The following is a 14,376-nucleotide window of genomic DNA, read 5'->3' as shown; positions in this document are numbered from 1 at the left end:
CCGATGCCTGCCGCGTGACCAGCGGCGCCGGGCCGGGGGCGCAGGCTCCTGCGGCACCGCCTCCGGCTGACGGTCCGGCGCCGGCTCCTCAGCCGGCCGCCCGCCGTGCTCGTCCGCTGTCCCGCTTTCGCGGACCGTTCCGTCATCGTCCACTGTCCCGCCCCCGGTCATGACACCCCTGTCGCATCGGTCGATCCCCACGGGGAGGCTATCGGGCAGCGGGTGCCGGGGTCAGTCGGGGGCGAACGGCCCCTCGTCGAGGAAGCGGCGAAGGAGGCGGGCGAAGGTCCGGGCCTCCGCCGGCGGCCAGCCGGCGAGGGAGGTCTCGATGTCGGCGGCCAGTCGTCGGCGGGTCACGGCGACGACGTCCTGGCCGTCGTCGGTGAGCGCGAGCAGGGTCGCGCGGCCGTCGGCCGGGTCGGGGCGGCGTTCGAGCAGGCCGGTGCGTTCCAGGCGGTCGGCGCGGCGGGTGACGGTGGTGCGGTCGAGCCCGATCTCGCGGCCGAGGTCGGCGGCGCTGAGCGGGCCGGTGCGGGCGAGGCCGCTGAGGACCGGGTAGGTGAGGTCGTCGACCCCCTCGCCCAGTCCCTCGGTCAGCCGGGCGTGGAGGTTGGTGCGGGTGCTGCGCCGGAGGAGCAGCCCGAGGGCCTCGGCGATGTCCTGTCCTGTCGTATCGGTCACCCCTGAAGATTAGCGTGCGCGGGGCACGCTTCCCCTGCTACAGTCATAAGCGTGCTTCAGACACGCATTGGATGTCGCAAGGGCACCCGTCACCCCACCGGAGGAACCCATGAACCGCACCGCCGCCGCCACCACCACCACGCGCACCGACATCCGCGCCGCCCTCACCGACCTCCTCCTCACCCCGGGCCTCGACCTCGACGAGGCCGCCGACCGGCACTTCGCCCCCGACTACCGCCAGCGCACCGACGGCAGCTGGGCGGACCGCACCGAGTTCCTCGCCCACATCGCCCACCTGCGCACCGTCGTCGCCGGCGGATCGGTCGCGGTGCACGACGAGCTCGCCGACGGCGACCGCTACGCCGACCGGCACACCATGGAGGTCGTCAAGACCGACGGCTCCACCGTCCGGATGGAGGTCTACCTCTTCGCCGAGTTCGCCCCCGACGGCCGCTTCCGCCACATCGAGGAGACCACCCTCATGCTCCAGGGCAGCGACGCCGACCGGAACCTCGGCAGCGCCCGCTGAACCGACCCGGGCCGGGCCCGGGTCGGTTGTCGCCGCCTCAGCGGCCCGGAGCCACCGGAGGCCCGGACGGCACGGAGGTCGCCGTCCCCGGCGCGGGGCCCCGCGCCGGACCCCGCCGGTCGGCGTGGACCGCCCAGAGCACCGAGACCAGGGGCACCGCGACCACCGCGCCGATGACCCCCGCCGCGATGCTGCCGGCGAGCACCGAGACGGCGACCACCACCGGGTGCAGACTGACCGCCCTGCTCATCACCAGCGGGTGGAGCAGATGGCCCTCGATCTGGCCGATCACCACGATCAGCAGCAGCACCACGACCGCGATCACCGGCCCCCGGGCGGCCAGTGCCACCACGGAGGCGACCAGCATCGCGATCGGCGAGCCGACCAGCGGGACGAAGGACGCGAAGAACTCCAGCACGGTCAACGGCAGGGCCAGCGGCACGCCCAGGAAGTACAGGGCGATGCCGACCATCACCGCGTTGGTCGCGGCGACGACGAAGATGCCCCGGGTGTAGCCGGCGAAGGTCCGCCAGGCCACCTGGCCGCCCCGGTCGAGGTGCTCCCCGGCGGCGGCCGGGAACTGGGCGGCGGTCCACCGCCACATCCGGTCCCCGGAGTGCAGGAAGAACACCGACATGAAGACCGCGAGCGCGGCGCCGGTCCCCACCTCGACCAGCCGCCCGGCACCGCTGAGGGCCGTGCTGATCAGCGTCGAGCGGTGCTCGGAGACGAAGTCGGCGACCTTCCGCTGGAGGTCGTCGAAGGTCTCGGGCGCGAGGTGGAGCGGCGCGCCCTCCAGCGCCTTCTCCAGCCGGTCCAGACCGCCCTGGAAGTCCCGGCTCAGGCGGTCCACGTCGTTCGCCACGGTCTCGCCGATCAGGGCGAGCAGGCCGGCCGGCACCAGGATCGCGGTTGCCAGGCCGATCAGCACGGCGAGCGGGCGGGGGACGACCCGGTCGGCCAGATCGACCAGCGGCCGGACCACCGAGGTGATCACCAGCGCGAGGAAGCCGGCCAGCGTGATCAGGTGGAACCGCCCCAGCACCGTCAGCACCAGGTACGCGGCCACCGCGACGGCGAGCAGCCGCCAGGCGTAGTCGGAGAGCCGGCGCAGCACGGGGCCCGCACCGGTCGCGGTGGGGCCCGGACTCCGGGGGTCCGGGCGCCGCGGGCCGGGCCGCCTCACCGGCATGCCGCACCGCCGCCGGGCGCGGAGCGCCGTCCGGGGAATCCTCCGGTACTGCTGGGGTGCGAGAGCGGCATGAACCCTGGATAGCGGGTGGAACGGCCCCACGGGGTGTTCCCGCGCCGACGGGCACCCGCCCGGCCGACGCCCAGCTGTTCGCCGGTCCCCCGGGGCTGGCGGCACGACCGGCCGCACCGAACGACACCGAACACCCTTTCCCCCCACAACACCCCGACTACGCTTGCCCGGACAGGACAGTGTTCGAACGAGGGGGGACCACCATGCCGTACGCGATCGGTGCCAGGGTGAAGCTGACCAGGGACGTTCCGGTCACCGCCGACGGCAGGGCCGCCGGAATCGGCGCCCCCGGCCCCCTCTCCCTCGCCACCGGCCTGACCGGCACCGTCACCGGCGCCGCCCAGGACTCCGCCGGCGCCTCCGACGCCCTCCGCGCGAGTTTCGACGAACAACTCCGCGGCGCCCGCCTGGACAGCTTCGCGGCCGGTCTGATCGACGATCTCCGCCAGCGCGTCATCGCCGCCGGAGCCCCCGGCACCGGCACCGGCACCCGAACCAGCTACCGGGTCCGCTTCGACAACGGCTTCATCCTCGACGGCCTCGACGAATCCGCCCTGACCCCGGCCTGACCACCCGCCCGCCGCCATCCGACGGCGACCGGGCGGCGCCGACGGTGCGACCGGGCCACGGTCCGGCCCGGGACGGAGCCACCGTCGGCGCCGCGGCCGCTCAGTGGACGCCGGGAGGGTTGGGGAAGTTGTTGAGCTGCAGCAGGTTCCAGCTCTGGTTCCCCGTGTTCCACGCCTCGTCGCTGGAGATGCAGTCCCACTGCTGCAACCGGGCCTGCTGGACCGGCGTGCCGTTCGAGGCCGTCGCGTCGAGGCACCTGCCGGTGGCCCGGTTCTTCAGGATCATGGTCGTGGGGAAGCACATACAGGTGTGCCCCACCCAGGCGGTGGTCCATTCGGCCGGCGCGTAGCCGGCGTCGCAGTACGGGTACTGGAGGATGCCGGTGCCGTTGATGTAGGACCCCGAACGCCAGTCGAGCATGAGGCACTGGCCGGAGTGCCTGGCCTTGATCCGGAAGTACCCGTTCCCGCTGTCGAGCAGCTCGTACTCCTGGGACGCACTGGCGTTGTTCGGCCACAGGAAGACCCCGGTGTACGGGTCGGCCGACGCCCACATGACGTCGGCACGCAGCCCGGTCCGGACGTTCACCAGCTCGTACCGGGTGGGTTCGGCCGCCTGCGCGGGCGTGGAGGCGAATGCCGCGAGGACGGCGAACGCCAGGGCCGCCACCAAGGCCGCCGGAGTGAGTCGAGCCGGCCTCCCGGAACCGTCGGTCCGTCGGGGACGGTGCATCCGCATGCTGTTCTCCTTCGTGGGTCTCAACTGGCTGGCGATCGTGGCCGGTTCGCCGGATCCGACCGCCACGGGCCGGACGCGCCCACCCTGCCGTGACGGCCTGGGTGCCGACCTTGCGGGCACCTTGCGGGCACCTTGTCGAGCCAGCCAGCATGGGTGGTGGGGATGATTCGCCTGGGCTGTCGACCGCACGGGGGTACATGTGGACGTCCGGCTGTTGGGCGAGGTCGAGGTCTACTCGGCGGGTCGACCGCTCGACGTAGGGACGCCGCAACAACAGGTGGTCCTCGCCGTACTGGTCGTCAACGCCCGAAGACCGGTCGCGATGGAGGCACTCGTCGACCGGGTCTGGGGCTACGACCCGCCTGCCGACCCCCGGCCCGCGCTGTACGCCCATCTCAGCAGGATCCGCGGGCTGCTGAGGCAGACCACCGCGCCCGACGGCGGGGCGGCGGGGCGGGTGGAGCGCCGGCAGGCCGGCTATGTGCTGGAGATCGACCCCGAGCTGGTGGATCTCCACCGGTTCCGTCGACTCGTCGAGCAGGACGACGACCGGCCGGGTGACGACGAGGCCAGGGCCACGGCGCTCGCCGAGGCCCTGGACCTGTGGCGGGGAGAGCCCCTGGCCGGCCTTCCGGGCGAATGGGCCGCACAGGTCCGGGCGAGCTGGCACCAGCGGCGGTTGGACGCCCTGGTCCGGTGGGCGCAGGCGGAGTTCCGGCTCGGCCGCCCCTCCGCGGTGATCTCCGCCGTGCCCGATCTCACCACCGAATATCCGCTGGCCGAGCCCCTGGAATGCGTGCTGATCCGGTCGTTGCACGCGGCCGGGCGGGGTGCGGAGGCCCTGGACCGGTACGGCGTGGTCCGGCGACGGCTGGCCGAAGAACTGGGCACCGGGCCCGGTGAGGAGCTCCGGACCCTGTACCGGACCGTGCTGGCCGGGGACCGACCCCCGCCCGGGCCTCCCCCGGTGACCCACCACCGGCCCGATCCGGCTCCCACGACCGACGGCGCGTCCGTCATCCGCGCGTCCGTCGTAGCGTCCGTCGGCGCGCCGCCCCGCACCGGCGACACGATCCGTCGACGCGCGCTGTTGGCCACCCTGGCCGCGGTGGTCCTGCCCGTGGCGACGACCTCGGCCTACGCCCTCCGACGGGACGGGTGCGACCGGGAACACGGCGACGGCCCGCCCGCCGTGTCGGTCGAGCGCGCGTGGGAACTCTTCGCCACCGCCGAGGCATTCGACCAGGAGGGGAAGGCCCATGAGGCACGGGCGGCCGTCGTGGCCGCGGTGTGGGTGTCGGAGGAGCTCATCGAGCTGGCCCCGGACCGCACCGCACCGGCTCTCGCACCCGCCGTCCTGCGGACCCTGGGCAGGGCCGGAGTGGACTTCGGCATCTCCCGATCCGCCCTTCTCGGCCGGCTCGGCGATCCGGTCCGCACGCCCTATCCGGCGATCTCCCAGGCGATCCTGCTGCGGGGATGGCGGTTCACCGCACCGGTCTTCCTCGACGCCGTCGTCCGGAACTACGAGCGCACGCCCGGACCGACCTCGCCCCGCAACCTCGCCGACGTGCACACCGACACCCTGAAGGCGGCGGTCCTGGAGAGCACGAGGACACGCCACGGCACACGGATCACGGAGTTCGACCAACTCCTTGCGCCCAGAACACCCTGAACACCCTGAATGCCAGGAACGCCCCGAACACCCGGACACCCGCACCCGGCTGCGACGCGCCGTGGTGGTGTCACTCGATGAGGTGACAGTGGACGTCGGGCCTGGCCATCGTGGGGGCGGGATTCCTAGGCTTGGCATGCCTGCTTCCTGACTGCTCGCCAGATCGACGCGTCCGGGGGGACGACCATGTCCGATCACGCATCCGAGCCCGCCACCACCGTCGGCCACCCGCCATCAGCCGTTCCGGCGGGGGCAGTTGGCGCCCCGAGCCCGGCTGCTCCCCCGGCTTCGGCGGACCCTTCGCCCGTGCTGGCGCCGGCCTCGCGGCACATTCCCAAGGCCACCCTGGTGGCGCTGGACATCACGCTGCCGTCCGGGGGCCAGGCGTTGCTCAAGCACAGCTTCGCCCATCAACTGGCGCTGCGTCCGGGCGAGGTGGAGGCCGCCGCGCGGGCCGCCGGCCAGCCGGCCGGGGCGCCGCTCGTCCGGCTGCTCGCCGGCTACGAGGAGGGCGCGGCGGAAACTCCGGGGCCGGCGCCGTTCGCCGGGGTGCCGGTCGACGAACTCGTCGCGTTCGGCCTCGCGGTCGCGCAACTGCGGCGCACCGGGAGCGGCGTGGACGCCGGGGAGACCGGGGACGCGCACGCCGACCGGGCCCTGGTCGCCGTCCAGAGCCTCGTGTTCAACACCCGCTCCAGCCGGCTGAGCATGCTCAACCTGGAGCGGCTGGAGATGGCGCCGGCCGGCATCCAGCGCGGTGAGCTGATCGCCACCATCCCGCTGGCCCCGCTGGAGGAGACGGCCGTCACCCACAAGGAATGGTCGGTCACCTCGCGGGAGTTCACCTCCATCGTGACGGACTCGCTGGAGAGCTACAGCGAGACGGGAGTCACCGACAACACCGAGCTCTCCCAGTCCACCGCCAGCCAGCAGCAGCACTCCAACCAGTTCAACATCACCGGTACCGTGTCCGGCGGCATTCCGGTGATCAACGGCTCGGCCTCGTCCGGGTTCACCGCCCAGGACAGCTCCTCCACCTCCGCGTCGGAGAGCCGCAAGCACGCCTCGGGGCTGACCCAGAAGGCGTCCTCGCGGGCCAAGCAGGAGCACAAGGTCACCATCTCCACGCTGACCGTCACCGGCACCGAGGAGACCACCACCCGGACGGTGAAGAACCCGAGCCAGACGCAGGCGGTCCGGATCGACTACTTCAGCCTGCTGCGCACCTGGCGGGTCCGGCTCTACCGGTACGGCCTGCGGGCGGCCTACGACATCGTGGTCCCGGAGCCCTCCGCCGCGATCCGCAAGGACTACGTCGAGCTGGCCGCGCTGCGGGCCGCCCTCGGTCCCTTCGTCTTCAACCTGCCGCACGACGACATCACCGACGACGTCCGCCCGGCGGACCAGGCGCCCGGATTTCCGCCGAACCGCAAGCACTACCGCTACCTCGGCGACCTGTACGGCGTGCAGGTGCCGGACCCGCCCGAGGCCACCAAGGAGATCTTCCCCAACGACACCGTGCCGGCCGGCGGTGGCTGGCACTTCTACCCGATGCGCTTCCGGATCGAGGACGGCTACGCCGTCTCCGCCGTGACGGCCGAGTTCCACCTCGGCATGCTCAGCGGCAACCCTCGGATGCACTACGGCGTGGAGGGCAGCGGCTTCGAGAAGGACTCCGGGGATCCCCTGCACGACGCCGTGGTGCTCAGCGACCCGCCGTACAACGCCTTCAAGGGCCGCACCGGCGAGCAGAACGTGCTGATCTTCCTCCATGACGTCGGGCCCGCCTGGGTGGGCCTGAAGGTCACCACCGCCCGCACGCCCGAGCTGTTCTCCCGCTGGCAGTCCCAGGTGTGGAACATGCTGCACGACGCCGCGCAGACCAGGTACCTCGCCGAACAGCAGGACATCGCCAACCGGATCGCCGTCCTGGAGGACCGCCTCGCCGGGGTGGACACCCTCACCCTGCGGCGCGAGGAGAACGACGAGATCATGAAGTGCGTACTCCGCCATCTCCTGGGCACCGAGTACGAGTTCATGGCCCCCGGCGCGGTGGACGCGCTCCGCGCGGCGGGCGTGGACACCACGCACGGCGCCGGGTTCGCACCGGGGGCGCTCAATCCGCCGGACGGCGCCTGGGCCAGACTGAGGCGTCACGAGGACCTGGTCCGGTTCGTCAACCAGGCCGTGGAGTGGGAGAACGTGGTGACCTTCCTCTACTCCTACTTCTGGGACGCCCCCGACTCCTGGGACTTCATCCGCCACATCCGCCACCCCGACCCCACCCGGCAGGCCTTTCTGCGGGCCGGCGGCGCGCGCATCGTGCTGACCATCCGCAAGGGCTGGGAGGACGCCTGGGTGCGTTTCTGCGAGGGCGGCTTCAAGGACGCTGACATCCCCGCCGACCACCCGTACCTGACCGTCGCCCAGGAGATCGCCGCCTACGACGACCGCTACTACCCCGGCATCCCGCCGGCCAACCCGGGTCGTGGCAGTGTCCGGATCGAGGACACCGTGAGCACCGAGTGCTCGGCCGTCATCGGACCCAACCCGGTCAACCCCGCGCTGCCGGTGACCATCCCGGTCACCTCCAGCCGGGGCTTCACCCCCGGCGCGCCGGTCGTGATCGACTCCACCCGCCACCGCGACCTCCAGGAGACCTGCACGGTCGTGGCGGTTCCCGACCCCGGCCGGCTGACCCTCGACCGGCTGCTGCACCGGCACGACGGCACCGTGACGCCGGTTCCCGTCGTCCAGCCCGGGGAGAAGGGCGAGCTGATCGCCGAGTGGAACGAGTACACCCCCTCCTCCGGCACCGACATCCAACTCAACACCAACCTCCCGCAGATGAGCTGAGCCGGCGGAGGCCGCGATGGAAGTCGGGGTCAACTACCCCTGGATGCGCAACGACCCGATCACCATCGGGCCCAACATCCACGAGAAGGGGAAGCCGCATCCGTGGCAGGCGGCCGGCTCCGACCTGGACCGGAACCTGGCCACGCTGCGCGGCCTCGGCGTCACCGTGGTGCGGATGTGGCTGATGGCGCACGGCGTCAACTACGACGGCACCGTGTCCTGTGTCTCCGCCTTCCAGGAGGGCAACCGCTGGCGGTTCGAGCCGCCGAAACGGGTGCACCAGAAGTTCCTCGACGACGTGGAGGAACTTCTGCTGAAGGTCGAGAAGGCCGGTCTGCGGATCGTGCCGGTGCTGCTCGACTACGGCTTCTTCGACAGCCCGGAGGCCTGGTCACTGAAGTACTTCGGCCCCGGTCCTGCCACCCCCACCGACCTCAACTACGGCCGTGGCCGACGGGCCGTCGCCGAGGACCCGAACTGCCGGGCGACGTTCGTCAACGGCACCGTCAAGCCGCTGGTCGCGGCGATCGCGAAGCACCGCAAGGTCGTCCACGCCGTGGATGTCGTCAACGAACCCTACTGGTGCGTCAGTCCGCTCACGGGCGACCTCTTCGGCCCGACCGTCGACCAGGACGCGCTCGTCGCACTCATGAAGGACTGCGTCGCCGCCGTGGAGGCGGTCGGCCTGCCGTCCACCATCGGGCACCGCTACTACCGGGACATCAGCAACGTCTTCGGCAGTGTCAAGGTGACCCGCCCGCAGTTCCACTACTACGCCTCGGTCCCGGGCCTGGACGCCCTGCCGGTGCTCTCCGGTCTGAGCGGCCCGCGCCCGTTCCTCGGCGAGTTCGGCTGCATCACCGGCGCGGAGCTGGACGCCGTGCAGCGGGACGCCGCCGCCCGCGGCGACAAGGTCGTCCTCGACCAGATCGGACCGATGCGCCGGACCCAGAACCTCTGGCCGGTTCTCCAGCAGTCCCGCAAGACCCAGGCACCGAACGCCATCCTCACCGAACGCCTGGACTGGCTCGCCGACTTCGGCTACGAACTGGCACTGGTCTGGCCCAATGCCATCCTCCCCGACCCCGGCCGCGAGGATCTCAAGTTCGACGCCCTGCGGCGCGGCCAGATCGCGGAGTTCACCCGCCGCCGCCCAGGCTGAGTCCACTCCCGTCGTTGTTCGTGCCGCGCGTTGTTCGTGCCGTGCGTTGTTCGTGCCGTGCGTTGTTGCTGCCCCCGCCCCTGGACGGAGGGGCGGGGGCAGCAACAACGCACGGGTCGCGGTCGCGACTAACCGAGGCCGCGGGCGTCCTGCTTCAGCGCGGTGTCCACGGTCAGCGCGGTCGCCACCACGAGGCTGAGCAGCGGCTCGGCGAGCGGGCGGTGGATCTGGAGCACGTAGTTGTCGGCCGTGGTGAACATCGTCTTCGCCAGGCCTTCCCAGGTCTTGGTGATCCGGGCGATCTCGGTGTCCGTCGCGTCGACGATGGAGAAGTTCCAGGCCCGCCAGTTCTCGGCCTTGACGGCGCCGACCTTCTGCCCGCCGACCTCCAGCGCGAAGTTGATCTTCCCGATGGCGTTCTGCTGAACGATCTGGCCGACCTCCTGACCGTTCGGGAGCTGCACGATCACCCGCGACTTGATGAACTTCGCCGGGCGGGTCAGCAGCAGCACCGGGGTGCCGAGCGCGTCCCGGATCTCCAGCTTGTGGGTCAGGTACTGGTCGAGGGAGGTGAGCAGCCGTATCGCCTTGCGCAGAGCGCCCTGACCGACCTGGACCACCGAGCCCAGCGTGGCGCCCTGCTGGTCGAAGACGGCGTACTCGTTGGTGAGCTCGATCAGCTTGGCCTTCTGGTTCACCACCAGGACCGGCTCGGAGAAGAGGGTGCCGCCGCCACCGGAGACCGGTCCGACGCCCGCCTGCTGCTGCACCTGGCGCTGCACCTTGGCGGAGTCGCCGGCCGGAGCGGCCGGCTGCCCGGGGAAGCCGGGAGTGTTCGTGTTCTGGGACATGGCGGGCAGGCTAGGCCCAAACCCGCCCGGCCAGCTATTTCGTTCGACCGGCCCCGGTTCGTCCGGAGCTCCGGATTGTGCCCGTGACCTGCGGATTCGGCCGCTTCGAGCGCCAGTTGGCCACCACCCGACGGGGGCGGTGTGGCCGATGTCACACCTGGGGTACCGGCGCCGAGACCGGCCGGGGCCTCAACCGTCGCGTCCGTCGGGCCCGGTGGGCGGCGATCAGGTCGTCGGACCGGGCGCACCTTGACGAGGGATTTCCGGCGGAGGCCGAATCCTTTTCCCGGCCGGTGGCTCTTATGAGCGGGTCCGGCAGCTGTGGACACCCGTCCGCACGCCGCCCCTGTTTCCCGCCGTTGCCCGACCGCCGAGAGGCCCCTGATGAACCTTTCCCCTTCCTCCTTCGCGCCCCGAGGAGTGCTGCTGGTGCACGGCGCGTGGCACACCGGCCATGCCTGGGACGGCGTCGCCGCCGGGCTGCGGGCCCGCGGTGTCGCCGTGGCCGTCGCCGAGTTGCACCGCGGGTCGCTGGCCGCCGACACCGCCGCGGCCGAGACCGCGCTGGACCAGTTGCCCGAGGGCGGCCCCGCCGTCGTGTGCGGCCACTCCTACGGCGGCGCCGTCATCACGGGCCTTCCGCCGCACAGGATCGACCACCTCGTGTACCTGGCCGCGATGATGCCCGACCGCGGCGAGACCGCCCTCGGCCTGCTCGCCGGCGCACCGCCCACCGACCTGCGGTCCAGCATGGTCGGTGACCCCGCCGGCACCACCACGATCGCCCCGGAGGCTGCGGGTCGACTGTTCCACGCCCAACTCGGCGCCGAGGCACGCGCCCGCCACACCGCCCGGCTCGTCCCCCAGACCATGGCCCCGGGCCACCAGCCGACGACCGACGCCGCCTGGCACCACCGCCCCAGCACCTACGTCGTCTGCACCGAGGACCGCGTCATGCACCCTGACCTGCAAGGCCGGTTCGCCTCCCGCGCAACTCGTGCGATCACCTGGCACAGCGACCACGGAGCCTTCGCCTCGCACCAGGACGAGACCGTCGACCTGCTCCACCGCCTGGCCACCGCAGGCCGGCCCGCCCCGGCCCCTTAGGAGGCGTCGGGACCGCGGTGTTCACAACTTGATCCGATCGTGTTGCATGACTACCTGTCAGTTCGCTTCTGGCGTAGCGTTTTAGCCATGGGGCGGGAGGATCCTTGGCTGGCGCGCATCGAGGACATCCAGGGGCGCGTGCACGGCGCCGGGACGATGCTCGACGGCGAGTACGTGCTGACATGTGCGCATGTGGTCGAGGAGGCCATCTGCGCCGGGCGCGGAGCCGATCGCGAGGTCCGGGTCCGCATCGCCGGACGTCCCGACGATGCCTACCCGGCGACCGTGGTCGAGAGCTGCTGGCAGCCGCCGCTACCGGACCAGCGCGGGGATGTGGCGATCCTCGCCCTGCGGTCCGTGGTGCCGGGCGCGCCGCGCGCGAGGATCCGGCGGACCTGGCAGCACGACGAGATCGTGCGGATCTTCGGCTTTCCGGCTGGAACCGACAACGGCCAGCTGGTCAGCGCGAGGATCGCCTCGTACGACTTCACCGGGGAGCGGGTACAGCTCGACGCGGTACTGGAGCCGCGCGTGGACCATGGGTTCAGCGGTGCGGCGGCACTCGCCGCGGGCGGTGAGATCCTCGGCGTGATCGCGGTTGTCCGGGCACCACTCGCCGAGAGCAGCTGGATGATCGCGGTCCGGACGCTGTACAAGTACGCGAGCGCGGTGCTCGACGGGCATCTGACGAACCGGCCCTCACGGGTACTACCGGGCGACTGGCCGTCGCTGCAGGTCCCGGAGGTCCTGGACGACCCGGTGCAGCTCGCGCTGACCCGGCACCTGGTCGGCTGGCTGGCGTCCGGCGGGCCGGGCGGGGTCTGTGCGATCGGCGGTGGCGGCGCGGTCGCGCTGACGTCCCGCCTGGTGGGCCTGACGGTGCCGGGCTACCGTCGGACGGCACCCGACGAAACCGTCAGCGGCGCCCCGCCCGGCACCGTCCCGCAGCTGGGCGAGGTGGACGCCGCCGTCGACGCGACCGGGCGGACGACGGAGCAGGTCGCCCAGCAGCTCGCGGAGAGTCTGAGCCTGCTGACCGACCGCGTCAGCGATGATCTCTCCCACCAGCTGGCGGAGTTGGGCTCGCCGATCGTTGTCGTGGTGAACGCGGTCGACCTGGCGGCCGACCCCGCCGAACTGTACTACCGGCTGCTGGAGCCGATCGCCGCGCGGGCGTCGAGCATCGGCGTGCGCCTGCTGCTGGCCTACCACGGCGACCCTCCGCGCTATGTCCGCAGTGCGGTCGCGGCGAGCCTCGGGCAGCCCGCCGCGACCGTCTCGCCGAGCGGTCGGCACGGCGGAGAGCCGCAGTTCGACGACCGGCTCGGGCGGCTCGACCGCTCGGTCGAGGAGGTCGAGGCGGCCGAGCGCGACGCCCGGGTGTGCCGTGACTACGTAGCGCCGCGGATCCTCGGCGCGCCGCCGCCGCAGGTCGCCGGCGCGGCCGCGCTCGCGGTCCGCCTGCGGGTGCTGCGGGACACCGGCTCGGCCGCCGCCGGATCCGCTCTCCGGGGATGGCTGCTGGGGGAACTCGACGCCTGCGAGAAGGCAGCCGCCCGGTCGCTGGTGCGGGCCCGGCGGTTGAACGCCGAGTGCGCGGCCCTGCTCGCCCGGCGGAACCGGGCCCGGGGGCGGCTGGACGCCTACCGCTCGGAGGCCGCGGCGCGCGGCCTGATCGAGGAACTGGGCGAGTCGTACGAGGCGGCCCGGCGGCTGCTCTACAGCAGCGGATGCGACCTGCCGCTCGCCGAGCTCCGGGTCGAGGAGTACCACCGGGCCGTTCGGCACGAGATCGACAGGAGGCAGGCATGAACCGGTGCAATCGTCCTGGCTGCGGTGGCGAACTCGATGCGACCGGCTACTGCAGGCGCTGCCTGGTTCCGCCGCTGGTGACCGCGCCGAAGGGCGGCGACCGGCCGCCGGCCGGGGAGCGGGCCCCGCGGCGGTCGGTGCCGGTGACCACGAACCGCGGCGCGGTGCCGTCCGCGCGCCCCGCCGAGCTCGTGCAGCCGCCGCGCCCGTTCGGCGACGACCCCTGGTGGGGACTGGGCCTCGTCACGCTGCCGACGATCGCCGGACCGGAGCCGGACCGGGCGGTCCGCGCCGCTCCGCGAATCCCGGAGGAGCGCAGGCTCTGCCCCGATCCCGCCTGCCGCCGCCCCGTGGGCACAGGTCTCGACGGCCAGCCGAGCCTGTTGGAGGGGCGCTGCCCGTACGACGGAACGGCCTACTCGTTCGTGCCTCGACTCAGCCGGGGCGACCTGCTGTCGGACCGCTACCGGGTCGAGGGCTGCATCGGGCACGGCGGCTTCGGCTGGGTCTACCTCGCCCACGACGAGCGCCTGAACAACCGTCCGGTGGCACTCAAGGGCCTGATCGACGCGGAGGACCCCACACGGGTCGAGGCTGCCGCCGAGGAGAAGCGGTTCCTGATCGATCTCAGACACGACGACATCGTCGACATCTACGACTTCGTGACACACGAGCCGACGCGCGGGTCCCGGCACGGCTACCACGGCTACCTCGTGATGGAGTACGTACCCGGCTACTCCCTGGAGCGCCCGGAACTGTTCGGCCGACTGGAGACCGAGCAGGTCATCGGCTACGTCCTGCGCGTGCTCCGGGCGTTCCAGTACCTCCACGACAGCCGGTACCTGTTCTGCGACCTGAAGCCGAGCAACCTGATGGTGTACGGCTCCCGGATCAAGCTGATCGACCTCGGCGCGGTGCGCGAGGCCGGGGCACCGGGCAGCGGGGCGTACTCGGAGGACTACATGGCCCCGGAGCTGATGGCCACCGGGCCCACCGTCGCCACCGACCTCCATACGGTGGGCAGGACCCTGGAGTCGCTGTTCCGGTGGTACACCGACGACCCGGACGGTGCCCGCTTCACCTCGCTGCGCCGGCTCATCAGTCGCGCCACCGATGACGATCCGCAGCTGC

12 protein-coding genes are annotated in these 14,376 nt (G+C 72.2%); 8 read left to right on the top strand and 4 right to left on the bottom strand.

Annotated features, from left to right (window positions below):
- Nucleotides 1-231: 231 nt before the first annotated feature.
- Nucleotides 232-681, bottom strand: coding sequence for a MarR family transcriptional regulator (locus VR45_RS12390; RefSeq protein ID WP_045939763.1), 450 nt, complete (start codon nt 679-681; stop codon nt 232-234).
- A 109-nt stretch (nt 682-790) separates the two neighbouring features.
- Here VR45_RS12390 and VR45_RS12385 point away from each other — a divergent pair, with 109 nt between their 5' ends.
- A complete protein-coding gene (locus VR45_RS12385) occupies nt 791-1,210 on the top strand; it encodes a nuclear transport factor 2 family protein (RefSeq protein WP_045939762.1) in 420 nt (139 codons plus the stop codon).
- Between the two features lie 37 nt (nt 1,211-1,247).
- Here the strand turns inward: VR45_RS12385 and VR45_RS12380 are convergent, their stop codons facing one another.
- A complete protein-coding gene (locus tag VR45_RS12380; protein ID WP_078896459.1) occupies nt 1,248-2,402 on the bottom strand; it encodes an AI-2E family transporter in 1,155 nt (384 codons plus the stop codon).
- Between the two features lie 275 nt (nt 2,403-2,677).
- Between VR45_RS12380 and VR45_RS12375 the strand changes: the two genes are divergently transcribed.
- The gene (locus VR45_RS12375; protein WP_045939760.1) at nt 2,678-3,043 is read left to right on the top strand and encodes a hypothetical protein; all 366 of its coding nucleotides are present in this window, start codon (nt 2,678-2,680) and stop codon (nt 3,041-3,043) included.
- A gap of 100 nt (nt 3,044-3,143) precedes the next feature.
- Here the strand turns inward: VR45_RS12375 and VR45_RS12370 are convergent, their stop codons facing one another.
- On the bottom strand, nt 3,144-3,713 hold the full coding sequence (locus VR45_RS12370; RefSeq protein WP_234325950.1) for an RICIN domain-containing protein: 570 nt from the start codon (nt 3,711-3,713) through the stop codon (nt 3,144-3,146).
- 268 nt (nt 3,714-3,981) lie between these two features.
- On the opposite strand from VR45_RS12370, the gene VR45_RS47875 reads away from it, so the two are divergent.
- The 3 genes from VR45_RS47875 to VR45_RS12355 all read left to right on the top strand — a co-directional run bounded on the left by VR45_RS47875 (nt 3,982) and on the right by VR45_RS12355 (nt 9,475).
- Nucleotides 3,982-5,457, top strand: a complete 1,476-nt coding sequence (locus VR45_RS47875; RefSeq protein ID WP_199925935.1) for a BTAD domain-containing putative transcriptional regulator — start codon at nt 3,982-3,984, stop codon at nt 5,455-5,457.
- A gap of 306 nt (nt 5,458-5,763) precedes the next feature.
- A complete protein-coding gene (locus tag VR45_RS12360) occupies nt 5,764-8,313 on the top strand; it encodes a hypothetical protein (RefSeq protein WP_045939758.1) in 2,550 nt (849 codons plus the stop codon).
- A gap of 16 nt (nt 8,314-8,329) precedes the next feature.
- Nucleotides 8,330-9,475, top strand: a complete 1,146-nt coding sequence (locus VR45_RS12355; RefSeq protein WP_045939757.1) for a hypothetical protein — start codon at nt 8,330-8,332, stop codon at nt 9,473-9,475.
- Between the two features lie 128 nt (nt 9,476-9,603).
- Here the strand turns inward: VR45_RS12355 and VR45_RS12350 are convergent, their stop codons facing one another.
- Nucleotides 9,604-10,422, bottom strand: coding sequence for a phospholipid scramblase-related protein (locus VR45_RS12350; protein ID WP_078896457.1), 819 nt, complete (start codon nt 10,420-10,422; stop codon nt 9,604-9,606).
- Between the two features lie 288 nt (nt 10,423-10,710).
- On the opposite strand from VR45_RS12350, the gene VR45_RS12345 reads away from it, so the two are divergent.
- The 3 genes from VR45_RS12345 to VR45_RS12335 form a co-directional block, all read left to right on the top strand.
- Nucleotides 10,711-11,433 (top strand): alpha/beta hydrolase, encoded by a 723-nt coding sequence (locus VR45_RS12345; protein ID WP_063772460.1) that lies wholly within the window; start codon nt 10,711-10,713, stop codon nt 11,431-11,433.
- An 87-nt stretch (nt 11,434-11,520) separates the two neighbouring features.
- On the top strand, nt 11,521-13,245 hold the full coding sequence (locus VR45_RS12340) for a trypsin-like peptidase domain-containing protein (protein WP_078896456.1): 1,725 nt from the start codon (nt 11,521-11,523) through the stop codon (nt 13,243-13,245).
- Nucleotides 13,242-14,376, top strand: a 1,135-nt coding sequence (locus VR45_RS12335) for a serine/threonine protein kinase (RefSeq protein ID WP_159394195.1), incomplete at its 3' end; no start/stop codon positions are given. The genes VR45_RS12340 and VR45_RS12335, both read left to right, overlap by 4 nt.

This window comes from Streptomyces sp. NRRL S-495, assembly GCF_000966955.1.
Lineage (GTDB): Bacteria > Actinomycetota > Actinomycetes > Streptomycetales > Streptomycetaceae > Kitasatospora > Kitasatospora purpeofusca.
The sequence above is the reverse complement of the archived record's forward strand: the minus strand, read 5'-3'. Positions and strand labels throughout refer to the sequence as shown.

Coding starts and splice junctions, on each gene's coding strand:
- VR45_RS12385 (WP_045939762.1), top strand. CDS start 791: ATGAACCGCACCGCCGCCGCCACCACCACCACGCGCACCGACATCCGC.
- VR45_RS12380 (WP_078896459.1), bottom strand. CDS start 2,402: ATGCCGGTGAGGCGGCCCGGCCCGCGGCGCCCGGACCCCCGGAGTCCG.
- VR45_RS12375 (WP_045939760.1), top strand. CDS start 2,678: ATGCCGTACGCGATCGGTGCCAGGGTGAAGCTGACCAGGGACGTTCCG.
- VR45_RS12355 (WP_045939757.1), top strand. CDS start 8,330: ATGGAAGTCGGGGTCAACTACCCCTGGATGCGCAACGACCCGATCACC.
- VR45_RS12345 (WP_063772460.1), top strand. CDS start 10,711: ATGAACCTTTCCCCTTCCTCCTTCGCGCCCCGAGGAGTGCTGCTGGTG.
- VR45_RS12340 (WP_078896456.1), top strand. CDS start 11,521: ATGGGGCGGGAGGATCCTTGGCTGGCGCGCATCGAGGACATCCAGGGG.